Consider the following 22,170-nt stretch of genomic DNA (forward strand, 5'->3'; position numbering starts at 1 on the left):
TGATTCGATTAGCGGCCGATCGACAGCAGCGTGTCGAACAGGGTGCCGGCGATCTGCATGACCTTGCCGGCGGCCTGGTAGGCCTGCTGGTACTTGAGCAGATTGGCCGCTTCCTCGTCCAGGTTCACGCCCGATACATCCTGAGCCGCGCCCTGGGCCTGGGTCAGCAGCGCATCGGCGGCACTGCCGTTGACCTGCACTTCGCGGGTCTTGTTGCCGACCGTGCTCACCAGTTGGGCATACGACGATTGCAGCGTCGCCGTATTGCCGTTAAAAATATTCTTGGTCTGCAGCTCGCCCAGCAGGCCGATGTTGCGCACGTCGCCCAGGCCGCCACTGTTGCTGCTCACCTTGAACTGGTCCTGGTCGCCCGGTTTGCCGCTCAAGCCGATGCTGATGCCGCCGAAAGTATAGGTGGCGCCATCGACGAACTTGACGCTGTTCGAGGCGACCGAGGTGGTGCCTTTGCTGTCGGTCACCTGAACCGTGCCGGCTGGAAAACCGCCCAGCAGGCCGGTGGCCTTGTCATAGGTCAGCGTCAGCGGCAAGCTGGTCGCGCTACCGAGGAAGTTCTTGTCGACCTTGCCTTCGCTGATCTTGGCCGTGCCGGTATTACTCAATGGCATGCTAGTGGCGATCGGCGCCGCGGCGGCGATGTTCGCGACGTCCTTGACCAGCACATTGAAGTTGGCTGCGCCGCCGATGGTCGGCCGCACCAGGAAATTGTCGCCCTTGGCCGCCGCGCCGCTGATCTTGAAATCGACGCCGAAGATGGTCTGGGCCGCGCCCGCGCCGGTGTAGGGGGTCTTGAAATTATCCGACAGGCGGATCACCTGGTAATCGCTGCCATCGAACTCGACCTTGAAGTCGCTGTCGGACAGCGCCGCCGGGTCGCTGACCACGGCCTCGACCGCGGTCGTGCTCGACAGGGCGTTGTTGATGTTCTTGCCGACAAAGGCCGGGGCTACGCTAAAGAAGTCGCCGCCGGCCTTGCCGTTCTGGTCCAGGCCGAGCTTGTGCTGCGCATTGAATTCGAGCGCCAGGCCGATTGCGACCTTGCCCAGCGCACTTTGCGCCGGGTCGAGCGTCTTGCGGCGAAACTCCATGGCGCCGCCCAGCTGCCCGCCCGACAGCGCACTGTCGGCCAGTACCGCAAGCTTGGAGCCGGTCACATAGCCCACTTCCAGCCGCGACAAATCGGTCGCCGACTTGGTGGCCGCCAGCGCGAAGGCACGCTGGCCCACGACCAGTGGCTGGCCGCTGCCGATCGAGATCGTCAGGCTGTTGTTGTCGCCCGGCGTCACGTTCGCCTTGACCTGGGTGTTCAGTTCCATCACCAGCTGGTCGCGCTTGTCCATCAGGTCGTTCGGCGCGCTTTGCTTGGCCGCGGCGAAGCTGCCGATCTTGTCGTTCAGGTCGGCGATCTGGCTGGCATAAGAATTGATTGTCGTAATGCTGCTCTCGATGGTGCTGTTGACGCCCTCGCGGATTTCGCCCAGACGGCTGTCGAGGGCCTGGAAACGGGTGGCCAGGGTGTCGGCACTGGAGAGCATCGACTGGCGCGACGGCACCGAGGCGCGGTTGGCAGCCATGTCTTGTACGCCATTGAAAAAGCTCTGCATCGATGGCGACAGGCCGGCGGTCTGGTCGGCCAGCATATTGTCGATCTGGCTGATCTGGCTGTAATAGGAGTCCAGCCCGCTCTTGCTGGCATTGGCGCTGCGTACCTGGCTGTTGAGGAATTCGTCGCTGTAGCGCTTGATCTGGACGATCTCGGTCCCGGTGCCGATGAAGCCGCCGCTGGTATTGAGGGCCGGGCCGGTCGCCTGCACCACGCTCTGGCGGTTATACCCGGGCACGTTCGCGTTCGCGATGTTATGGCCGGTCGTGGACAGCCCCGCCTGCGCTGCGAACAGGGCTGTCTTGCCAATACTGAGGAGGTTGCCGGACATATCGTCTTTCTTTCTCTGTGTATCTTATTTACGGCGGCGTCGGGGAAAACTTGACCGAAGAATGGTGAAACAGCCCACGGACTGCATCGAGCGCCCGCGACTGCGCCCGTCAAGCCAGCGAATGCTTGATCACACTGGTGAGCTTGGCGGCGTAATTCGGGTCGGTGGCATAGCCGGCGCGTTGCAGGCCTTGGGCGAAGGCGGCGGCGTCGCCACCGCTGGCCAGCACTTTTTCGTAGCGCGGATTCTTGACCAGCATGTTGGCGTAGTCCTTGAACGAGTCGGCCGGCGTGTCGTAGGCGCGGAACTTTTCTACCCGGGTCTGGGGCTTGCCGTTGACGAATTCGGTGGTGACGGCGGTGGCGACCTTGCCCTTCCAGCCGGGGCCGGCCTTGATGCCGAACAAATTGTTGCTATTGCTACCGTCGCTATTCCTGATCATGCGCTTGCCCCAGCCGCTTTCTAGCGCAGCCTGGCCCAGCATGAACTTGGCCGGCACGCCGGTGGCGCGCTCGGCTTCGGCGGCGTGGACGTGCAGCTTTTCCTGGAAGGCGCGCACGTGCGGCGTCTGGACCCGGCCGCTGGCGGTGGTCAGCGGCAACGGCGCCACGCCGGGGGCGGTGATGCCGGTCTTCAGGATCGTGGCCGCGTCTTTTCCTGGCGGCATGCCCTGCAGCGGCGCGATGGCCGCGGCGGCAGCGGCGGCCTGGCCGGCGGCGGCGCCATACGCGGCGCCATCGGTGCCGATCGCCAGCGCCTGGGCGCCGATCTGGTTCGAGTTCAGCTGGCGCGTGAGCATGTCGGCCAGGCCGACGCCGCGCTTGGCCAGGTTCTGGCTCATCTGCTGATCCAGCATGCCGGTAAACATCTTGGACTGCTGGTTATCCAGCATCCCCTCTTGCGGGGTCGCGTCGCGCATGCTCTTCATCATCATGTTGATGAACATGGCTTCGAACTGGGTGGCGGCTTCTTTCAGCGCGGCAGGCGAGCCGGCCTTGGCCGATTGCTTGAGTTCGCCCAAGCCCTTGGTGTCGAGGGCGAACTTGCTGGTCAGGTCGGTAGAGGGGGAGCCGATCATGGTGTGCTTTCCTAGATGATCTCGAGTTCGGCGCGCAGCGAGCCGGCCGCCTTCAGCGCCTGCAGGATGGCCAGCAGGTCTTGCGGGGTGGTGCCGATCGAATTCATCGCCTTGACCACTTCGGCCAGCGAGGCGCCGCCCTTGACGTTCAACACCCGGCCCGGATCTTTCTTGACCTCGACCGTGTTGGTTTGCGTCACCACCGTGCGCCCGCCCGTCAACGGGGCCGGCTGGCTGACGCTGGTATCGGCGCCGACCGTCACGGTCAGGTTGCCATGCGAGATCGCGCAGTTTTCCAGCATTACCGACTGGTTCATCACCACCGAACCGGTGCGCGCATTCATGATCACCTTGGCCGAACTCCGCGCCGGGTTGACATCGATGCTTTCCAGCTGGCCGATGAAGGCCACCCGCTGGTCGCTCGAGGACGGGGTGCGCACGCGGATCACGCGTCCGTCCAGTGCCGTGGCAATGCCTGCGCCGAACTGGTCGTTGATGGCCTCGACCACCCGCGCGGCGGTCGAGAAATCGGTGTCTTTCAGTTCCAGGCGGATCTGGTTGTCCGCGCCGAGATTCGAGGCCACCGCGCGCTCGACGGTAGCGCCGGCCGAGATCTTGCCTACCGAAAGGTGGTTGACCTGCACCTGCGCCCCGCCCGCCTGGGCGCCGACGCCGCCGACCAGCACATTGCCCTGGCCGATCGCATACACCTGGCCATCGGCGCCGTGCAACGGGGTCATGAGCAGGGTGCCGCCGCGCAGGCTCTTGGCGTTGCCGATCGACGACACCGTAATGTCGATGGTCTGGCCGGGCTGGGCAAATGCCGGCAGCGAGCTGGTGACCATGACCGCCGCGACGTTCTTGAGTTGCAGCTGGGTGCCCGGCGGCAGGTTGACGCCCTTTTGCTGCAGCATCGCCTGGATCGACTGCACCGTGAACGGGGTCTGGCTGGTCTGGTCGCCGGTGCCGTCCAGGCCCACGACGATGCCATAGCCCGACAACTGGTTCTGGCGCACGCCGGCAATGCTGGCGAGATCTTTCAGGCGTTCGGCCTGGGCGGTAGGGACAGCGCCCAGCACGGCGGCGCAGAACATGGCGATCGCGGAAATTTTCATGGTATTGGCAATCTTCAGAACGGCAGCATCGACTGGAAGAAGCGCGAGAACATATTGCTCATCTCGGCGCGGTCGACCCGGCTGTTGGTACGGTATTCGACACGGGCGTCGGCCACCAGGGACGAGGCGACCATGTTGCCCGGCTGGATAGTGTCCGGTGCGACCATGCCCGAGAAGCGGATGTACTCGACGCCCTTGTTCATGGCAAGCTGCTTTTCACCGGCGACGATCAGGTTGCCGTTGGGCAGCACTTCGGTGACGGTCACGCCCAGCGTGCCAGAAAAATTGTTCGACGCGCTCTGGGTATCGGCATCAGCGAACTTGTTCGCGCCTTCCAGCGCCACACCGGCGCCAATCTTGGCCTGCAGGATGCCCGGGGTGGTGAAGCTGGCGCTGCCCGACTTGCTGCCGGTGCTGGCGCCGGACTTGCCGGCCGAGGTACGTTCGCTGATGTTGATCGTCAGCAGGTCGCCAATATGACGCGCGCGGCGGTTTTCGAACATCGGGCGGTAGCTGCCGGCACTGTAGATGGCGCCGTCGTTGGCCGGGGCCGCCTGCACCAGCATCGGACGGGAAGATAGCGGACCCTGCACGATGCTGCTCGGCGTGCTCGAGCAGCCAGCCAGGGCCAGCAAGCCTGCAACGAGAAAGAAAGACGATTTCATAACTGGGACAGTTTCTGCAACATCTGGTCGGACGTGGTGATCGCCTTGCTGTTGATCTCGTAGGCGCGCTGGGTCTGGATCATGTTGACCATTTCCTCGACCACGTTGACGTTGGACGATTCCACATAGCCTTGCATCAGCACGCCGGCACCGTTGGTACCCGGAACGTTCAGGTTCGGGTTGCCCGAAGCGCCGGTCTCGACGTACAGGTTCTCGCCGCGCGACTCCAGGCCGGCCGGGTTAATGAAAGTGGCCAGTTGCAGCGAGCCGACCTGGGTCGGGGCTGGCGTACCCGGCAGTTTTACCGACACCACGCCGTCGCGGCCGACGGTAATCGATTCGGCATTGGCCGGAATGGTGATGGCGGGCTGCACCACGAAACCGCTGGACGTGACCAGCTGGCCGTTGGCATCGGACTGGAACGAGCCGTCGCGGGTGTAGGCCTGGGTGCCATCCGGCAGCAGCACCGGGAAGAACCCGGAGCCGTTGACCATGACGTCCTTCGCATTGCCGGTCAGCTGGGGATTACCCTGGGTGAAGATGCGCTCGGTAGCGACGGTGCGCACACCGGTACCGATCTGCAGGCCCGACGGCAAATTGGTCTGCTGCGACGACTGCGCACCCGGCTGGCGCACATTCTGGTACAGCAGGTCCTCGAACACCGCACGCGAGCGCTTGAAGCCGTTGGTGCTGACGTTGGCGAGGTTGTTGGTGATGACGTCGAGGTTGGTCTGCTGCGCTTCGAGGCCGGTCTTGGCAATAAATAGCGATCGGATCATGGAATTCTCCTAAGTGCAGCGGACACGGTCCGCCACGTACAGGAGAATTATGCTGCAGCAACTATCAATTCAAAGCGAGGATCTGGGTGGCTTTCGCGGCGTTATTCTCGGCGTTCTTCAACAGGCTCATTTGGGTGTCGAAAGAACGTGCCAGAGCGATCATGTCGACCATCGACTCGACCGCGCTGACGTTGCTGCCTTCGAGCGCGCCGCCGGCGACGCGCACCGCGGGGTCGGCCGGGGCGGCCGTGCCATCTTTCAGGCGGAACAGGCCATCGTCGCCGCGCACCAGGTCTGCCTCTGGAGGATTGACCAGCTTCAGGCGGCCGACGATATTGCTGGCCGCCGGCTGGTCGGTGCTGGAGATGGTCGAGATGGTGCCGTCGCCGCCCACGGTCACGGTGACGTCGGGCGCAATCGTGATCGGCCCTCCTTCGCCGGCGATGGTGGCGCCGTTGGCGGTGGTGAGCAAGCCGTTGGCGCTGGTCTGCAGCGAACCGTTGCGGGTGTAGGCTTCGGTGCCGTCGGCCATTTGCACTGCCAGCCAGCCCTGCCCTTTCACCGCCACGTCCAGGTCGCGCCCGGTGACCTGCAGCGCGCCCGCGGAAAAATCGGCGCCCGGTGTCGAATTGACCACGAAGGCGCGCGTTGGCAAGCCATCGCCTTGTACCGGCACCGCGCGGAACACGTCCATCTGGGCCCGGAAGCCCGTGGTGTTCACATTGGCCAGGTTGTTCGAGGTCGTGGCCTGCTTTTCCAGGATGTGCTTGGCGCCGCTGCCGGCAGTGTAGATCAGGCGATCCATGTTTTTCCTTTTGTACGGCCGGGCCAGGGCTGGCTCAGCACGTGCATCAATGCGGCGACAATGCGCCGCCCATCATGTCGATTAACGCAGGTTCACCAGCGTCTGCAGCACCGAGTCCTGGGTCTTGATGGTCTGCGCATTGGCCTGGTACACCCGCTGCGCGGTGATCATGTTGACCAGCTCGGCGGTCAGGTCGACGTTCGAGCTCTCGACCGACGACGACTGCAGGACGCCCATGCTGCCCGCGTTCGGGGTGCCGATCAGGGCAACGCCCGAATTGGACGACTCGGCCCATGCGTTGTTGCCCAGCGGCTCCAGGCCGTTCGGGTTAGTGAAGTTGGCCAGGATCACCTGGCCCAGCGGCTTGGTCTGGCCGTTGCTGTACTGGCCCAGAATCACGCCATCCTGGCCGGTAGTAAAGCGCTGCAGGTTGCCGGCGGCATAGCCGTCCTGCACGATTTTCTTTTCGCTGGTGGCAGTGCCGTACTGGGTGGTGCCGTCGTAGTCGATCGTGATCGCCATGACCGGCTCCGCGCCAGTAGCCGGGAACACCGGCAAATTGGCCACCAGCTTGCCGCCATCCTTCGACGTGACCTTGTTCAGGCCGCCATTGGTATCGAACACCAGGGTGCCGATGCTCACCGGCGCTACCTTGACCGCCTTGGCCATGGCCGCATCGACCTCGGCCGGCGTGGCGCCGGGCACCAGCGCGGCATCCGCCCCGGCCTTGGTGATGTCGCCCTGTTGGGCAGTGCCGGCCTTGGCGGCACCGGCGGCGGCGGCAACCATGGTGCCAGCGGCATCCGCATAGCTCTTGAGTGCGGCGGCGACATCGGATGCCACCAGCGGCACCGCCTTGGTGGCGGCTTCCCAATTGGCGCGCGCGGTGTTCACCGTGGCGAAATCGGGACCAGTGCCGGTGGCTGCACCGGCCACTGCCAGGGCGGTCTGTTCGGTGCCGTTGTTGGCTGCATATACGTCCCAGCCGCCGGTAGTATTGCGTGCGTAATAGGTCGACAGCACATGCGGATTGCCCAGCGAGTCGTACACGCTCATCGGGGTCTGCTTGTTGTAGGTCGTCGGGTCGTCCGCATTGAAGGGGGTATTGAGCGGTGCCACGTTGCGCGAATCAAGGTTCAGCTCCATCTTGACGCTGGTGGTCTTGATCGGCGCCAGGTCGGCGCTGTCGATCCGCAGCGGGGCCGGCGCGCCGGAGGCCAGCTGGCCGTTTGCGTTCAAGCCATAACCGGTCAGCTTGGCGCCCTGCGGATTGACTATATAGCCATTCTTGTCCAGCGCGAACTGGCCGTTGCGGCTGTACTGGATCAGGCCCGAGGTTTCGGTGCGAAAGAAGCCGGCGCCGTTGATGGCGATGTCGAGCGGGTTGTTCGACGATTCGAGATTGCCCTGGCTGAACTGCTGCGCAATACCCGCGACCTTCACGCCGATGCCGGCCGTGACGCCGCCGGCGCCGTTGAGCGAACTGGCGTAGACGTCGGCGAACTGGGTAGTCGAGCCCTTGAAGCCGACCGTGCTGGCGTTGGCGATATTGTTACCGATGACATCGAGGGATTTGGCAGCGCCGTTCAAGCCGCTCAAGCCTTGTTGGAAAGACATGGTGTACTCCTGGAGAAGGTGGGTAAGCGAGAGTGACTGAGCGTAACTAAGCGGCTCGGCTTACAGGACTTGCTTGATATCGGCCATGCTGACGGCGCCCCTGAGCGGCAGGTTCAGCCTGATGCCGTCCTTGCCGCCGGTGGTCACGCTCACGACGCTGTCGAAAGTCAGGCCCTTGGCATCGGTGACCGGCTGGCCGCCGCGGGTGGCGACCACGCGGAAGCTGTAATTGCCATTGGCCAGGGCCAGCGGCTTGCCATCGGCATCGACGTTGAGCGGGTCGGGCACGCCGTCCCAGGCCAGTGGTACCACGCCGGCCTGGTTGGGGCCGAGCTCGATAGTCTGGACATCCTTGCCGGTGGCCGGGTCGGTGATCACGACCTGCACGCTGTCGGCGGCGCTGCCCAGCTCGACACCAAGGATGGCCTTGCCCGACTGCAGCTGGACCTTGTTGCCCTCTACCAGCACGCCATGCCCGATCAGGTTGGTCGCCTGCATCGCCTCGGCCGACTGGTAGCTGGTCTTGAGCGATTCCAGCGTGGTATTGAGCTTGTTGACGCCGGTAACGGTGGAGAGCTGGGCCAGCTGGCTGGTGATCTGCGCGTTGTCGAGCGGGTTCAGCGGATCCTGGTTCTTGAGCTGGGTAACCAGCAGCGTCATGAACTTGTCGGTATCGGCCTGGACGCTGTCGGTCTCGACCTTCTTCTTGGCGTTCATGGCCGACATCAGGTCGGGAACGCTGGCGGCCGGGGTGCTGGTGGTAATGGTGGTCATGGGGCGAATCCGGTAAGGCCTTACTGGCCGAGGGTCAGGGTCTTGAGCAGCATGGTCTTGGCCGCGTTCATGGTCTCGACATTGGTCTGGTAAGAGCGCGACGCCGAGAGCATGTTGACCATTTCATCGACCACGTTCACGTTGGGCATCGACACATAGCCCTTGTCGTCGGCCATCGGATGCTTGGGGTCGTACACCTGCTTGAGCGGCGACGGGTCCTCGACCACTTCGCGCACCCGCACGCCGGTGGCGCCAGACTGCTGCGGCACCGCCTCGAACACGACCGCCTTGGCACGGTAGGCTTCGCCGTTGGTGCTGGTGGCGCTGTCGGCATTGGCCAGGTTGCTGGCTACGGTATTGAGGCGCTGCGCCTGGGCGCTCATCGCCGAACCGGACACATTAAAAATATTAAATAGCGACATGGTGGTGAGCTTTCAAAAGCGCTTATTGGCCCTGGATGGCCGCGAGCAGGCCCTTGATCTGGCTGTTGATCATCGTGATGCCTGCTTCGTAGCGCAGCGCGTTGTCGGCAAACTGGTTGCGCTCCACGTCCATGTCGACCGTGTTGCCGTCGACGCTGCCCTGGACCACGCCGCGGTACATCACCGGGGTGCCGTTGGCCAGCATGTCGCCGGTGGGCATGCCACGCTTGATGTGGTTCGCGGCGGTGGTGGCCAGCCCTCCGGCGCCGCCCTTGGCCGCCAGCGCACCTTGCAGCGCGCTGCCAAAGTCGATGTCGCGCGCCTTGTAATTGGGGGTATCGGCATTGGCGATGTTCGACGCCAGCAGTTCCTGGCGCTGGGCGCGCAGGGACAGGGCCTTCTCGTTGAAACTCAAGTACTGGTCGACTTTGCCGATCATGCCGCCTCCTGGCTGGGACTTATTGGGACAGCCTTGATCATACTGATGGGCAACTACAGCCAATCGAAGGAGAAAGGCCGGCAAAGCCCGGCTATTCAAAGTTTCACTGCGGAATCATCAACCCTACACTGGCAGCATTCTCACCAAGGTCAGCCACCAATGAAACGCCATATCGCCGCTATCTTGTTCCTGCTGGCCGCGCCGCTGGCTGCGGCCCAGCAGCCGAGCGCGCAGCGCCAGAAGCTCCCGCCCCTGCGCGCCGTCGTGGAACAGTACCTGCAGACCCAGTCCGCCGGCCTGCCCGGCCAGGTGAGCATCACGGTGGGCAATATCGACCCACGCACCAGCCTGGCGGCCTGCCCTTCGCCGCAAGCCTTCCAGCAACCGGGTGCGCGGGCGTGGGGAAAAACAACGGTGGGGGTGCGCTGCACTGCCCCAACGCCCTGGACGGTGTATATTCAGGCGACGGTCAGCGTGGTGGCAGAATATGTCGCCGCCGCCGTGCCGCTGGCGCAGGGCCAGTCAATCGATGCCGGCCAGCTGGTGATGCTACAGGGCGATATCGCGGCGATGCCAAACGGCATTATTACCGACATGGCCCAGGCGATCGGACGCACGCCGACTGCGTCGCTGCAGGCTGGCACGCCGTTGCGGCTCGATACGCTCAAGAGCAAACCGGTGGTTCAGCAAGGCCAGGCAGTGCGGCTGGTGTCGACCGGATCGAATTTTTCGGTGTCCACCGAAGCACGGGCACTGGGCAATGCCGGCGAAGGCCAGGTGGCGCAGGCGCGCACCCGCTCGGGCACCGTCGTCAGCGGCACTGCGCGCGCTGGCGGCATCATCGAGATCGCCATCTGATACCGGATCGCGCGCTGCCTTTCAGTGACAATGCATAATTTATTTGAAACTCCTTTTCTGCTCTAAAGTTTGTGAAATCCGCGCCGTTACACGATGCAGATACCGGAGTTTCCGCTCCGAACAGAGAAGGATAATGCTGTGAAAATTAACGACACCATCAAGGGCAACCCAGCGCTTTCGCCTGCGGCCACGCCAGCGAACAACACCCGCGGCGCCGACCGGGCGGCCAGCACCGCCGCTACCCCGGCTGCGACCGACAGCGTGCGCCTGTCCGCGCAGGGCCAGGCCATGGCCAGCTCGGTGGGCAGCAGCAACCAGGTGTTCGACACCAAGAAAGTCGAACGCATCAAGCTGGCCATCGCCGATGGCCAATTCCAGGTCAATTCAGAGAAAGTCGCCGACGGCCTGCTCGATACCGTGCGCGACCTGCTCCATTCCCGCAAGCGATAAATTTTCATGCCAGCTACCAGCCCCGCGTCGACTCCCAGCGCGACCCTGACCGCAGAACAGCAACACGTCACCTCCTTGCTGGAGCTGATGAAACAGGAACAAACGCTGCTGGTCGCAGCGCACGCTGACGGGCTGGCAGAACTGACTCCACGCAAGAACGCGCTGCTACAGGGCCTGGCCGATCTGTCGGCCGAACGCTACGCGGCGCTGCTCGCTGCAGATTGCGAAGGATCGGAAGCGGGCATGGACACGTGGCTGACCGCCGCCGCCGACGCGGCCGCACGCAGCCAATGGCAACAATTGCTCGACCTCGCAGGCCAGGCCAAGGAACTCAACCGCGTCAACGGCATGCTGATCAACAAGCAGCTGGCCCACAACCAGGGCGTGCTCAACGCCATGCGCATGCCGGCCGGTCCCGATGCGGGCGGCGTCTACGGCGCCAGCGGCCAGGCGGTAGCAAGCGGGCCGTCGAAGCGCTTCGTGGTGGGCTGAGTCGTCCCGCATCCCTGACAACGGTCGCTGCGGCGGCCGTTTTGCATGGCGCTGTCACCGTTGGCTGTGGATGACTCCGAATGCGATACGCGCCAGCGGCGTGCCGGACAGGTCGTTAAATGTGCGCCGGCACTGGCAGCAGCGAAAGCGTTGCAGGTCGTTGGCCTGGCCGTGCCGGTGATAGCGCTGACAGCTGCACTGAGGACAGCGCCGCGCTGTCGAACGGATCTGCCCAATCAGGGCGATTACCCGGTCGAGGCCGGCTGCGGGATGCAGGGCATCGAGCACTTGCAGCCGCTGGGTCTGGTTAAGCATGGGAAGCTGGGCAAACAGCTTGGCAAACCTGGGCGTTTTCATCCACCACTCCCCTATCGAGATCGACAGGGGTTGGACCGCAAATTAGCTCAGCAGTTCAGCTCAGCAGTTCAGTGCTCATCCATAGCTAACGGGTACAGCGCCTTTTGCATGGCGCGGGCAAATTGAACAGCGTCGTCCTTGCCCAGCCGGGCCCTATGCTACAGTTAGCGCACCCCAATCATCACGATGGAGCAGCGCATGGACGCACCGATTTTGCTGCTGGCATCTGCCAGCGCCTTCGTGGGCTCGCATTTCCTGCTGTCGCATCCTTTGCGCCGTCCGCTGGTGGGCGCGCTCGGTGACAAAGGCTTCCTGGCCGTCTACTCCCTCGTCGCATTCGCCACCCTGGGCGCGATGGCCTGGGCCTACCCGAAAACCCCGGAGTCGGTCCCGTTCTGGAGCGTCGGCGACGGAATGTGGGTACTGGCCACCATCCTGATGCTGGTCGCGTCCATCTTGCTGCTCGGATCGCTGGTTCGCAACCCGGCCATGCCAGGCGCGACCAATGCGGCCAGCGCCCAGGCGCACGGCGTGTACGGCATTACCAGGCATCCGATGCTGTGGGCGTTCGCCATCTGGGGCGGGGTGCACATTTTGGTGTATCCGGTCACGCGCAATATCATCGTGGCGGTGGCCATCATCGTGCTGTCGCTGGTCGGGGCGGCGCTCCAGGACCGCAAGAAGCGCACCCTCGATCCGCAGGCCTGGTCCGCATGGGAGGCCCGCACCAGCTACTGGCCCTTCGCGGCCATCGTCCAGGGCCGGGCGCGCTTCGGCGCCTTCGGCGCGCATGCGCTAGGCGGTGGCATCGTGCTCTGGCTGCTGGCGACCTGGGCCCACATCCCGATGGCGGGCCGGGCGGCTGGCATCTGGCGCTGGCTGGGGTGAGCGAAGCGACCCAACATTGCCAGTCGCGTCGGTGCTGACGCTGCAGCGATCAAGTCATCGCAGCCACGTGTGCCAGCACCGCGTTGAGCGCATCGACGTCATACGGCTTGCCCAGCACCGCCGAGCGCTCGAGCGTAATGTTCGTGCGGCGTCCGGATGCGAACACGACACCCAGCCGGGGCGCCAGCTTGCGCGCGGCGCTGGCCAGTTCCTCGCCAGCCATGCCGGGCAACTCCAGATCGGTCATCAAGATGTCGGCCACTGCCAGCTCGGGCATGGCCAGCGCCGCCTCGCCGCTGGCGGCGCTGGCGACCGCGTAGCCGAGCAGCTCCAGCAATTCGGTGGTGATCGTGCGCAGCGTTTCATCGTCTTCGACCAGCACGATCCGCTGGGCGGCCGGCTGCGTGGTGGCCGCGGCCGCTTGGGCCCCGGCCCTGGCCAGCTCGCGCGCCGCGCCGGCGCGCTGGTCGCGGTTGGCCAGCACATGGCGAATCTTGGAAGCAAGCGCGGCGCGGGTATAGGGTTTTCCCAACAACTCGACGCCGGCGTCGAGGCGTCCACCGTGCACGATGGCGTCTTCTGTATAGCCGGACGTGAACAATACCGCCAGGTTGGGAATGGCTTCGCGCGCCTTGCGCGCCAGGTCGGGACTACGCATGGGGCCCGGCATGACCACGTCGGTAAATAGCAGGTCGATCGGAATGCCGCTGGAGACGATTGCCATCGCGCTGTTGGCGTCGGACGCCTTGAGCACCCGGTAGCCTAGTTCTCCCAGCAATTCGACCACGGTCTCGCGCACGCCCTCGTCGTCTTCGGCCACCAGGATGGTCTCGCTACCGCCGGCCGGTTCGCGCAGGTCGAGCGGGACCAGCGCGTCTTCGGCTTCGAGCGAACGGGGCAGGTACATCTTGACGGTGGTCCCGAGCCCGACTTCGCTGTAGATCTTGACGTGGCCGCCCGACTGCTTGGCGAATCCGTACACCATCGACAGCCCCAGGCCACTGCCCTTGCCTTCGGCCTTGGTCGAGAAGAACGGCTCGAAGGCCTGCGCCACCACATGCGGCGGCATGCCGCTGCCGGTGTCGCCCACGGCAATCATCACGTACTGGCCGGGCACCACGTCCGGGTGCGCCGCGGCATAGTCATCGTCGAGACAGGCGTTGCCAAGCTCGATGGTCAGCTTGCCCACCCCGTCCATTGCGTCGCGCGCATTGATGCACAGGTTGAGGATCGCGTTTTCAACCTGCGAGACGTCGACGAAAGCGTTCCACAGTCCGGCCTCGATCACGGTGTCGATCTCGATTGCCTCGCCCAGCGCGCGCCGCAGCATGTCGTCCATGGCCGAGACATTGCGGCCAATGCGCACCACCTTGGGCTCCAGCGCCTGGCGCCGGCCAAAGGCCAGCAGCTGGCTGGCCAGCTTGGCGCCGCGCAGCACGCCTCCCATGGCATTGTCGACGCGGCGCTGCGCGCGCGGGTTGCTGGCAACGTCGGTGCCCAGCAGTTGCAGGTTGCCAGCGATAACCTGGAGCAGATTGTTAAAGTCGTGCGCGACGCCACCAGTGAGCTTGCCGATGGTTTCCATCTTCTGCGACTGCTGCAAAGCCTGTTCGGTGCGGCGCATGGCAGCGGCGGCTTCGCGCTCGGCGGTGACGTCGCGCGCTACCGCATGGATGAAGCCGACGTCCGGCGAGGCCGACCAGGCCAGCAGGCGGTAACTGCCGTCGTGGTGGCGGTAGCGGTTCTCGAACTGGAAGGTGGTGCGGCCTTCGCTCAGGCTAGACACCTCGCGCAGCGTCGGCTCCACGTCGTCCGGATGCACGAGGTTGAGGAAGGAAGTGCCGACCAGGTCGCCCACATCCCAGCCCAGGACCGTGGTGAAGGCCGGATTGACGGCCACGATCATCGAGCTGAAGTCGGCCACCAGCATTAGTTCGCTCGACAGCCGCCAGATACGGTCGCGCTCTGCAGTGCGCTGGCTGACCTGTTCGGCCAGGGTGTCGTTGAGAGTGGCGAGCGCGTGGGCGGCGGCCTTTTGGTCTTCGATGTCGGTGCTGGTGCCAACCCAGCGCGTGATGGCGCCTGCCCCATCGCGCACCGGCACGGCGCGGCACAGGTGCCAGCGGTAGTTGCCTTCGCAATCGAGCAGGCGGAATTCGATTTCGTAGATATTGCCGCTGGCCAGGGCGCGGCTCCATGTATTTGCCGTAGTGCCGAGGTCGTCAGGGTGCACGATTTCGCCCCAGCGTTCTCCGTCGAGCTCACCGGGTTGCAGGCCCGAGTAGCTGTAGACACGGTCGTTGAACCAGTCCAGCTGGCCGTCCGGGAGCGCCGACCAGACCTGATTGGGCAAGGCTTGCGCCAATGTCCGGAACAGCGTTTCGCTGGCGCGCATGGATTGCTCGGCCAGCACGCGGCCGGTCACGTCCGCACCCTGTACGAAAATACCGTACACCGCACCGCGCTCGTCGCGCACCGGCTGGTACACAAAGTCGACAAACACCTCTTTGGCAGGCGCGTGCTCGGTCGCCACGGTGGCAAACGGTGTCGCGACGCCAGAGAACGCCTCGCCACTGGCGTACAGGCGGTCGAGCAGATCGGCAAAGCCCTGCTCGACCGCCTCTGGCAGGGCCTCGGCCACGGTCTTGCCCAGGACTTCGCGGAAACCTACCAGCGCCCGGTAAGCCTCATTCACCTGCACAAACCGGTGCTGGGGCCCCTCGAGCATCGCCATGAATCCGGGTGCCTGGTTGAACATCGACTGCAGGCGCGCGCGTTCGCCCTGGATAAAGCGCTCGACCCGCACCTTGTCGGAGGTATCGGCCACCATGACCATGACCCCGACCGGCAGCTGGGCTTCGCCGATGATGGGCGAATAATCCAGGTTAAACCAGATCTGCTCGCTGCGCCCGTTGCGGTTGAGCGTCAGTTCCTGGTTCGCGTAATGCAGGGTAGTGCCGGCCATGCAGGCACGCATGGCCTGGTCGCTGAAGTCGCGCGTCTCCGGCCACGCCTCGCGCACGCCAACGCCGAGCACCGCCGGATGCTTGTCGCCCGCGATCTGCGCATATCCACGGTTGTAGATCATGACGCCGGCCTCGCCCCACATGGTCACGATCGGGAAAGAAGAATGCAGGATCAGCGATACCGTGCTTTTGACGCTTTGCGGCCAGGCGTCGATGGGGCCCAGCCCGGTCGTGGACCAGTCGAAGCGGGCGATCAGCTCTCCCATCTCCCCCGTGTTCTTGAGAAACGATACCTGGGCACACACAGGGGCGATGCCAGCTTGACTCATGAAAGGATTCGGAAGGAAAGGGTCATCCTTAATTATACGGGACTGTCTCCGCCTCCCGCAGCATCGCTTCGATCCGCCCCGGTTCGACCGGCCGGCTGAAGTGAAAGCCCTGCATCTGGTCGCAGCCCTGTTTCGACAGGTAGGCCAGTTGCTCGTGCGTTTCGACCCCTTCCGCAATCACGTTGAGCTTCATCGAGTGCGCCAGCGCGATCACGGCATTGACGATGGCCGCGTCGTCGGCGTCCTGGGTCAGGTCCATCACGAACGAGCGGTCGATCTTGAGGCTGTGGATCGGGAAGCGCTTCAGGCTGGCCAGGCTCGAATAACCGGTACCGAAATCGTCGATCGCCAACTGCACGCCCATGGCAGCCAGGCGGCCCATGGTCTCGGTGGCCGCGACCGGATTTTCCATCAAGACGCTTTCGGTGATCTCCAGCGTCAGGTAGCGGGGGTCGCAGCCGGTACGCGCGAGCAGACCGGCCACGCACTGGGCCACGTCCTGGCCCAGGAACTGGCGTGCCGACAGGTTGACGCTGATCCGCACCGGAGCCAAGCCGGCATTGCGCCACTTCACCTGCTGCTCCATGGCAGTGAGCAGCACCCACTCGCCGATCGGCACGATCAGGCCGGTCTCCTCGGCCAGCGGAATGAAGTCGGCCGGCGACACCATCGCGCGGTCTTGCGGCTGCCAGCGCAGCAGCGCCTCGACCCCGCTGACTACGCCCGTGCCGATGTCCACCACCGGCTGGTAATGCAGCAGGAATTCCTGGCGCTGCAAGGCGCGTTGCAGCGCGCCTTCCATGCGCAGGTATTCGACCGCCTGGGCGCCCATCTCGGCGGTGTAGAACGAATAATGGTTACCGCCCTGCCCTTTCGAACCGTACATGGCGCTATCAGCGGACTTGAGCAAGCCGGCGCTGTCCTGGCCATCGCGCGGGTACATGGCGATACCGATGCTGGCGGACGGGAACACCTCCTGGCCGCACAGCGTCAGCGGCTGGGCCAGGCTCTCCAGCAGCTTGCGCGCGACATGCGCCGCGTCGTCCGGTCCCGCCAGGTCCGGCAGCACCACCACGAATTCGTCGCCGCCCTGGCGCGCCACGGTGTCGCTTTCGCGCAGGCTGCTGGAGAGTCGGCGCGCGATCTCGACGATCAGGCCGTCGCCGGCATCGTGGCCCAGGCTGTCGTTCACATGCTTGAATCGATCCAGGTCGATGAACATCACCGCCACCTGGCGTCCGGCGCGCAGCGCATGCATGATGGCCTGGCCCAGGCGGTCCTGCATCAGGACCCGGTTCGGCAGGCCGGTCAGGGCGTCGTGGTTGGCCATGCGCAGCAGCGCGTCCTCGGCATGCTTCTGGCGCTGGATGTCTTCGATCACGCAGATGAAACGCTGGCTGCCATTGGCGTCGCGCATTACAGATACATTCACGCTGACCCATACCCGGGCGCCGTCGCGCCGCAGCAGCCGCTTCTCGTGTTGATATTCGCCGATCTCGCCCGACTTCAAGCGCTTGATCAGCAACTCTTCTTCGGCCAGGTCTTCCGGGCTGGTGAGCTGCTGGAAGAATCGCTGCAGCAGCTCGACCTCGGAATACCCGAGGATCTGCGACATCTTGCTGTTGGTGCGCAGCACGCGCCCGTCCGCCTTGAGCAGCACGATCCCGAGCGCGGCCTGGTTAAAGGTGAGCCGGAAGAATTCTTCGCTTTCCTGCAGCCGCAGGCGCGCCTTGCGGTGGAAGGTAATATCCTGGCCGATCAACAGCAACAGCCAGGCGCCGTCCTTGCGGGTGCGGCGGATATTAAAGTCGACATAGCGCACCCCGTCGGCGCGGCCGTCGAGCGTGACCAGCACATGGTCATGCGGCTCGCCCGAGGCCAGCGCCTCGGTGGCATGGCGCGCCAGCTCCGGACACGGGATCAGGTCGCCCAGGGCGAGCCGCTGTTCGCGCAGCAAACCGTCCGGCACGCCCAGCAGGTCGGCCATCATCGGGTTGATCGAACAGGCCCGCAGCCCGGCATCGAGCACCACCAGGCCAGCGGGCATGGCGTCGATCACTTGTTCGAGGTAATTCTGGTTCTGCATGCCGGCTTCACTGCAGTCAGAATATGCAGGGGAAACGGACGATCCAGGGCTGGAGGGAAATGTCATGGCAGGAGCTGGTACGGCGACGGCAGCGTGAATGCCAGCGACAATGTTTACGCAAGGATAGTGTCATTCCATGATAGCAATCAATGCGTACCGAATCGAGCAGATCCGCGTGGAACCTACGCGCTGTTGTAAATACCCCATACACGCCGTCTGGTTTATTGCTAATAGCCAATAGATTTTGGGATCGCACAAAGCAGGCCGCCGGCGCTGGCAGCACATTGGACCGAATCCCATTCAGACACGGAGTTTGCCATGTTACTGCGCCCGTCCCTCTCCTGCCTGCTGGCCCTTGCCTCGCTTTCGGCGCTGGCCCAGGATGTCAGCGTCACGCTCGAGCCGCTGCGCCAGAGCTTTTCCCGTAGCGACGATGTACAGGTCCAGGTCACCTTGTCCAATACCGGGCTGGCGCCGCAATTCATCCTGAAATGGCATACCCCGGTAGAAGGCATACAGGCGCCGCTGTTCGAGGTACAGCGCGACGGCCAGCCGGTGCCCTACCTCGGTATCGAGGCCAAGCGGCCAGCGCCCGGCCCGAACGATTACGTGCGGCTCGAGCCGGGCGCCTCGATCAGCAGCATCGTCGAGTTGTCGGCGCTGTATGAGATGAACGTCACCGGCGCCTACACCCTGCGCTATCGTACCGCCGCCGCCGGCCTGTTCGGCAGCGCCAGCGCGCGCATGGTCACCGGGACGCTGGCGTCGAATACGGCCAGTATCTGGATCGACGCCCGCCTGCCACGCGGCGCCCGCCCCCCTGCCAAAGAGGCCGCCGCCGGCAACGGGCTGGCGTTCAAAAAATGTTCCAATGCCCAGCAAGAACAACTGGCCGCGGCAGTCGATGCCGGACGCGCGATGACGGTCGATGGACATGCCTACCTGAGCGCTGGTAGCAGCCATGGCACCCGCTATGCCACCTGGTTCGGCGCGCATGAGCCTGCGCGCGCAACCAGGGTCACGAAGAACTTCGCGGCAATCCGCGATGCCTTCGAGACCAAGCCATTGACCATAGACTGCGGCTGCAACGCCACGTATTTCGCCTATGTGTACCCGGCCCAGCCCTACACGATCTATGTCTGCAAGGCCTTCTGGAGCGCCCCCCTGACCGGCACCGATTCGCGCGGCGGCACCCTGTTGCACGAGCTGAGCCACTTCAACGTGGTGGCCGGCACCGACGACCATGTGTACGGGCAATCGGGGGCGACCGAACTGGCGCGCACCGACCCGGCGCGCGCGGCCAACAACGCCGATTCCCATGAATATTTCGGGGAGAATTCGCCCCCGCAGCAATAGACGATTAGCAATTTCTAGCACTTGTACTGACAAATTTCCAGCGCACGATAGAGCCGTTGAATGCGCTGTTGAGATTTAACAAAAATTGGTGCGTTCGTTACGAATCGTCTTTACACCTGCTCATCGTTTCGAGACTATGCAGTTGAGTTAACGCCATGTTATCGGAGTAACTCGATAAGGCCGAAGTCAGGCCACATAACTATTTTCATACGGAGAATGCATATGATCTGGAATGGCATCGTGAAATCGGCAGTGGGCGCAGCAACGCTGATGGTGGCCTGTGGCGCAATGGCCGCACCTCAGGGCGTGACGGTCAGCGTCGTGCCCGACAAGAACACGCTGGGCAAGGAAGACGACGTGGTGGTGAAGGTCACCATCACCAATGCGTCCGACACGCCGCACTACATCCTGAAATCGCGCACCCCGTTCAGCGGCATCGAGGAAGCGCTGTTCGATGTCAAGCGCGACGGTGAGCCGGTGCCCTACCTCGGCGCCCACATCAAGCGCGCGGCGCCAACCAGGAGCGATTATTTCGTGCTCAAGCCGGGCGCTTCGCATACCGTCAAGGTGGAACTGTCCGGCCTGTACGACATGAGCGTCAGCGGCGATTACCAGATCAGCTACAAGACCGTCTCGCCCCAGCTGTTCCTGGATAGCCCGCAAGCCAATGGCCGCGCGGGCGCCGCCGCCCGCGACGCCACCAGCGCCGACAATGCATTGGTCTCGGCGCCGGCCTCGATCTGGATCGACGGCCGCGTGCCGCGCGGCGAGAAGTCGCAGACCATGCTCGACATCGAAGCGATGAAGCGCGCCGCCGAACAGCCGTCAACGGCCAGCCTGAGCTACAGCAAGTGCACTACTTCGCAGCAGAGCACCATCGCCTCGGCAATGGCGGCCGGCACCAACATGGCCAACAGCAGCGACACCTATATGCAGAACGGCGTCATTGGCACCCGCTACACCAAGTGGTTCGGCGCCAACAACAGCAGCCGCGTAGCCACCGTCAAGGCGCACTTCGCCGCCATCAAGGATGCCTTCGCCAACAAGCCGGTGGTGGTCGATTGCGGCTGCAACCAGAATTACTATGCCTACGTGTATCCAACCCAGCCGTACAAGATCTACGTATGCAAGGCGTTCTGGACCGCGCCGATGACCGGCACCGATTCCAAGGGCGGCACGCTGGTGCACGAGATGAGCCACTTCAACGTGGTGGCCGGCACCGATGACCACGTGTATGGCCAGACCGGCGCGGCCAACCTGGCGATCAGCAATCCGGCCCAGGCCGTGGACAACGCCGACTCGCACGAGTATTTTGCGGAAAATACGCCGGCATTGAATTAAGCATGGACCACCCCGTGGTGCGGTGAACCTTGCCGCACCACGGGCGGACGCATCGACTTGCGTCGATATTCCGTATCAACGGCTGAAACCAAAGCGCACCGGCGGCGCCGGACTGTGCTGCACCGCGTCCAGCTGCGCCAGGTCGGCCAGCCACGGCCCGTCGTAGTCGATCTGATAGTTGCCCCGGCCCTGCCTGAAGGCATAGCTTGGGGTGATGTCGATGGTATTCGTGTGCATCGTGTGCGGCGCCACTGGATGGTAATCCTGCGCCGTGAGCGCGCCGCGCTTGACCATCATGCCGGTGTAGTCGAGCGGCTTGCCCGCTTTGCCGCCGACGACTTCGCGCACCTCGAAGCGGCGCCCGGTGAGCTCGTCGCCGGCGGCGACTTCGCGCGGCACGTAGATCGTGCTCTCGCCACCGTTCTCGACCGTCAGCCGCACCTGCACCTTGCCGCCGGTGGTCTCGACCTCGAGCCGGTGGCGTACTGCCGCGTCTTTTTCGACCGCGCCGACGGCACTCACCAGGCCACCGAGTACGAGAAAGGACAGCGGAAGGAAGCGTTTGACATGCATTCGTACTCCTTGAAAGAATATTTCAAACAGACGGCAAAAACGAAATTTTATTTCATGCGCCTATTGCAGGCCTGGCGCCAGGGGTTCCGGCGCCGAGGCCAGGATCATGACAGCAACGCGCCGGTTGCGCGCCTGGTTGACCGGGCTGTCGTTGGGCGCCACCGGCCGCGTCGAGCCATGCCCGATGGCAGACAGCCGTGGCGCCGCAACACCGCCCTCGATGAACAAGCGTACCACGCTGGCCGCGCGCACTGCCGACAGTTCCCAGTTCGACGGATACTGCGGCGTCGCGATCGGCAGGTCGTCGGCGTGACCTTCGACCTCGATCCGGTGCGGATGGTCCTTGAGCAGGTCTGCCACCTGGCGCAGCACCTCGCGCGCGTCGCGGTGCAGCACCGCTTCGCCCTGTTCGAACAGCACGCTGGCATTGATCTCGATGCCGATGCCGCGCGCATTTTGCGTTACCCGCACCTGCCCCGATTTCATTAGCGGCAGCAAGGTGGCCGACAGGTTCTCGGCCAGCGCCTGCAAGCGTTCGCGCTCGCGCCGCGCCGCTTCCGCGCGCTTGCGGTTGACGATGTGCGACAGCGGCAGCACCGGCTCCACGTGGGTATTGACCTGCTGCGCCGCGCCGCGTCCGCCAAAGGCGTTGCCCAGCGCGTCGGACAGCACCGCATACTTGCCCTCGTTGACGATCGAGATGGCGTACATGACGACGAAGAACGCGAACAGCAGCGTGATGAAGTCGGCGTACGAGATCAGCCAGCGCTCATGGTGCTCGCCGGCGCCGGAGGATTCATCGTAGCGTTTGCGCGCCATGGGATCAGC

20 protein-coding genes and 1 pseudogene are annotated in these 22,170 nt (G+C 64.2%); 6 read left to right on the forward strand and 15 right to left on the reverse strand.

What is annotated here, in order from left to right; genetic code table 11:
* Positions 1 to 8 precede the first annotated feature (8 nt).
* The 10 genes from flgK to flgB all read right to left on the reverse strand — a co-directional run bounded on the left by flgK (position 9) and on the right by flgB (position 9,646).
* Positions 9 to 1,952, reverse strand: a complete 1,944-nt coding sequence (gene flgK, locus NRS07_RS15310; RefSeq protein WP_259208425.1) for a flagellar hook-associated protein FlgK — start codon at positions 1,950 to 1,952, stop codon at positions 9 to 11.
* Between the two features lie 109 nt (positions 1,953 to 2,061).
* Positions 2,062 to 3,030 carry a flagellar assembly peptidoglycan hydrolase FlgJ gene (flgJ, locus tag NRS07_RS15315; protein WP_259208427.1) on the reverse strand — a complete coding sequence of 323 codons (969 nt, stop codon included), beginning with the start codon at positions 3,028 to 3,030 and terminating at the stop codon, positions 2,062 to 2,064.
* Positions 3,031 to 3,041: 11 nt separating this feature from the next.
* A complete protein-coding gene (locus tag NRS07_RS15320; protein WP_259208428.1) occupies positions 3,042 to 4,145 on the reverse strand; it encodes a flagellar basal body P-ring protein FlgI in 1,104 nt (367 codons plus the stop codon).
* A 14-nt stretch (positions 4,146 to 4,159) separates the two neighbouring features.
* Positions 4,160 to 4,810, reverse strand: coding sequence for a flagellar basal body L-ring protein FlgH (locus tag NRS07_RS15325; RefSeq protein WP_259208429.1), 651 nt, complete (start codon positions 4,808 to 4,810; stop codon positions 4,160 to 4,162).
* Positions 4,807 to 5,589, reverse strand: coding sequence for a flagellar basal-body rod protein FlgG (gene flgG / locus NRS07_RS15330; RefSeq protein WP_259208430.1), 783 nt, complete (start codon positions 5,587 to 5,589; stop codon positions 4,807 to 4,809). The genes NRS07_RS15325 and flgG overlap by 4 nt, the downstream gene beginning before the upstream one ends.
* A 64-nt stretch (positions 5,590 to 5,653) precedes the next feature.
* Complete coding sequence (flgF, locus tag NRS07_RS15335; protein ID WP_259208431.1) at positions 5,654 to 6,394, reverse strand: flagellar basal-body rod protein FlgF; 741 nt, start codon at positions 6,392 to 6,394, stop codon at positions 5,654 to 5,656.
* A gap of 81 nt (positions 6,395 to 6,475) precedes the next feature.
* Positions 6,476 to 8,011, reverse strand: a complete 1,536-nt coding sequence (locus NRS07_RS15340; RefSeq protein WP_259208433.1) for a flagellar hook protein FlgE — start codon at positions 8,009 to 8,011, stop codon at positions 6,476 to 6,478.
* A gap of 60 nt (positions 8,012 to 8,071) precedes the next feature.
* Positions 8,072 to 8,785, reverse strand: a complete 714-nt coding sequence (locus tag NRS07_RS15345; RefSeq protein ID WP_259208434.1) for a flagellar hook assembly protein FlgD — start codon at positions 8,783 to 8,785, stop codon at positions 8,072 to 8,074.
* A 20-nt stretch (positions 8,786 to 8,805) separates the two neighbouring features.
* Complete coding sequence (flgC, locus tag NRS07_RS15350; RefSeq protein ID WP_259208435.1) at positions 8,806 to 9,207, reverse strand: flagellar basal body rod protein FlgC; 402 nt, start codon at positions 9,205 to 9,207, stop codon at positions 8,806 to 8,808.
* 22 nt (positions 9,208 to 9,229) lie between these two features.
* A complete protein-coding gene (gene flgB, locus NRS07_RS15355) occupies positions 9,230 to 9,646 on the reverse strand; it encodes a flagellar basal body rod protein FlgB (RefSeq protein WP_259208437.1) in 417 nt (138 codons plus the stop codon).
* A gap of 159 nt (positions 9,647 to 9,805) precedes the next feature.
* On the opposite strand from flgB, the gene flgA reads away from it, so the two are divergent.
* The 3 genes from flgA (at position 9,806) to NRS07_RS15370 (ending at position 11,446) form a co-directional block, all read left to right on the forward strand.
* Positions 9,806 to 10,504: a flagellar basal body P-ring formation chaperone FlgA gene (gene flgA / locus NRS07_RS15360; RefSeq protein ID WP_259208438.1), complete on the forward strand. Its 699-nt coding sequence runs from the start codon at positions 9,806 to 9,808 to the stop codon at positions 10,502 to 10,504.
* Between the two features lie 138 nt (positions 10,505 to 10,642).
* Positions 10,643 to 10,954 carry a flagellar biosynthesis anti-sigma factor FlgM gene (gene flgM, locus NRS07_RS15365; protein ID WP_259208439.1) on the forward strand — a complete coding sequence of 104 codons (312 nt, stop codon included), beginning with the start codon at positions 10,643 to 10,645 and terminating at the stop codon, positions 10,952 to 10,954.
* A 6-nt stretch (positions 10,955 to 10,960) separates the two neighbouring features.
* Positions 10,961 to 11,446, forward strand: coding sequence for a flagella synthesis protein FlgN (locus NRS07_RS15370; protein ID WP_259208440.1), 486 nt, complete (start codon positions 10,961 to 10,963; stop codon positions 11,444 to 11,446).
* A gap of 84 nt (positions 11,447 to 11,530) precedes the next feature.
* Here NRS07_RS15370 and NRS07_RS15375 read toward each other — a convergent pair.
* Positions 11,531 to 11,803, reverse strand: a pseudogene (locus NRS07_RS15375) (IS1595 family transposase); the annotation flags it as partial.
* A 198-nt stretch (positions 11,804 to 12,001) separates the two neighbouring features.
* On the opposite strand from NRS07_RS15375, the gene NRS07_RS15380 reads away from it, so the two are divergent.
* On the forward strand, positions 12,002 to 12,691 hold the full coding sequence (locus NRS07_RS15380) for an NnrU family protein (protein ID WP_259208442.1): 690 nt from the start codon (positions 12,002 to 12,004) through the stop codon (positions 12,689 to 12,691).
* Positions 12,692 to 12,740: 49 nt separating this feature from the next.
* Here NRS07_RS15380 and NRS07_RS15385 read toward each other — a convergent pair whose 3' ends face one another.
* Entirely contained in the window at positions 12,741 to 15,986 is a 3,246-nt protein-coding gene (locus NRS07_RS15385; RefSeq protein ID WP_259208444.1) for a PAS domain S-box protein, read from the reverse strand.
* Positions 15,987 to 16,014: 28 nt separating this feature from the next.
* On the reverse strand, positions 16,015 to 18,072 hold the full coding sequence (locus NRS07_RS15390; RefSeq protein ID WP_259208446.1) for a bifunctional diguanylate cyclase/phosphodiesterase: 2,058 nt from the start codon (positions 18,070 to 18,072) through the stop codon (positions 16,015 to 16,017).
* A gap of 318 nt (positions 18,073 to 18,390) precedes the next feature.
* Here NRS07_RS15390 and NRS07_RS15395 point away from each other — a divergent pair, with 318 nt between their 5' ends.
* Positions 18,391 to 19,428, forward strand: coding sequence for a M35 family metallo-endopeptidase (locus NRS07_RS15395; protein ID WP_259208448.1), 1,038 nt, complete (start codon positions 18,391 to 18,393; stop codon positions 19,426 to 19,428).
* A 222-nt stretch (positions 19,429 to 19,650) separates the two neighbouring features.
* Positions 19,651 to 20,769, forward strand: coding sequence for a M35 family metallo-endopeptidase (locus tag NRS07_RS15400; protein ID WP_259208449.1), 1,119 nt, complete (start codon positions 19,651 to 19,653; stop codon positions 20,767 to 20,769).
* 75 nt (positions 20,770 to 20,844) lie between these two features.
* Here the strand turns inward: NRS07_RS15400 and NRS07_RS15405 are convergent, their stop codons facing one another.
* Entirely contained in the window at positions 20,845 to 21,342 is a 498-nt protein-coding gene (locus NRS07_RS15405) for a hypothetical protein (protein WP_259208451.1), read from the reverse strand.
* Positions 21,343 to 21,402: 60 nt separating this feature from the next.
* Entirely contained in the window at positions 21,403 to 22,161 is a 759-nt protein-coding gene (gene motD, locus NRS07_RS15410; protein ID WP_259208452.1) for a flagellar motor protein MotD, read from the reverse strand.
* Positions 22,162 to 22,170 lie beyond the last annotated feature (9 nt).

This window comes from Massilia sp. H6, from assembly GCF_024802625.1.
GTDB lineage: Bacteria > Pseudomonadota > Gammaproteobacteria > Burkholderiales > Burkholderiaceae_D > Telluria.

Excerpts from the sequence above, each read along its gene's own strand:
- flgK (WP_259208425.1), bottom strand. The coding sequence starts at position 1,952 with ATGTCCGGCAACCTCCTCAGTATTGGCAAGACAGCCCTGTTCGCAGCG.
- flgJ (WP_259208427.1), bottom strand. The coding sequence starts at position 3,030 with ATGATCGGCTCCCCCTCTACCGACCTGACCAGCAAGTTCGCCCTCGAC.
- NRS07_RS15320 (WP_259208428.1), bottom strand. The coding sequence starts at position 4,145 with ATGAAAATTTCCGCGATCGCCATGTTCTGCGCCGCCGTGCTGGGCGCT.
- NRS07_RS15325 (WP_259208429.1), bottom strand. The coding sequence starts at position 4,810 with ATGAAATCGTCTTTCTTTCTCGTTGCAGGCTTGCTGGCCCTGGCTGGC.
- flgG (WP_259208430.1), bottom strand. The coding sequence starts at position 5,589 with ATGATCCGATCGCTATTTATTGCCAAGACCGGCCTCGAAGCGCAGCAG.
- flgF (WP_259208431.1), bottom strand. The coding sequence starts at position 6,394 with ATGGATCGCCTGATCTACACTGCCGGCAGCGGCGCCAAGCACATCCTG.
- NRS07_RS15340 (WP_259208433.1), bottom strand. The coding sequence starts at position 8,011 with ATGTCTTTCCAACAAGGCTTGAGCGGCTTGAACGGCGCTGCCAAATCC.
- NRS07_RS15345 (WP_259208434.1), bottom strand. The coding sequence starts at position 8,785 with ATGACCACCATTACCACCAGCACCCCGGCCGCCAGCGTTCCCGACCTG.
- flgC (WP_259208435.1), bottom strand. The coding sequence starts at position 9,207 with ATGTCGCTATTTAATATTTTTAATGTGTCCGGTTCGGCGATGAGCGCC.
- flgB (WP_259208437.1), bottom strand. The coding sequence starts at position 9,646 with ATGATCGGCAAAGTCGACCAGTACTTGAGTTTCAACGAGAAGGCCCTG.
- flgA (WP_259208438.1), top strand. The coding sequence starts at position 9,806 with ATGAAACGCCATATCGCCGCTATCTTGTTCCTGCTGGCCGCGCCGCTG.
- NRS07_RS15370 (WP_259208440.1), top strand. The coding sequence starts at position 10,961 with ATGCCAGCTACCAGCCCCGCGTCGACTCCCAGCGCGACCCTGACCGCA.
- NRS07_RS15380 (WP_259208442.1), top strand. The coding sequence starts at position 12,002 with ATGGACGCACCGATTTTGCTGCTGGCATCTGCCAGCGCCTTCGTGGGC.
- NRS07_RS15385 (WP_259208444.1), bottom strand. The coding sequence starts at position 15,986 with ATGAGTCAAGCTGGCATCGCCCCTGTGTGTGCCCAGGTATCGTTTCTC.
- NRS07_RS15390 (WP_259208446.1), bottom strand. The coding sequence starts at position 18,072 with ATGCAGAACCAGAATTACCTCGAACAAGTGATCGACGCCATGCCCGCT.
- NRS07_RS15395 (WP_259208448.1), top strand. The coding sequence starts at position 18,391 with ATGTTACTGCGCCCGTCCCTCTCCTGCCTGCTGGCCCTTGCCTCGCTT.
- NRS07_RS15400 (WP_259208449.1), top strand. The coding sequence starts at position 19,651 with ATGATCTGGAATGGCATCGTGAAATCGGCAGTGGGCGCAGCAACGCTG.
- NRS07_RS15405 (WP_259208451.1), bottom strand. The coding sequence starts at position 21,342 with ATGCATGTCAAACGCTTCCTTCCGCTGTCCTTTCTCGTACTCGGTGGC.
- motD (WP_259208452.1), bottom strand. The coding sequence starts at position 22,161 with ATGGCGCGCAAACGCTACGATGAATCCTCCGGCGCCGGCGAGCACCAT.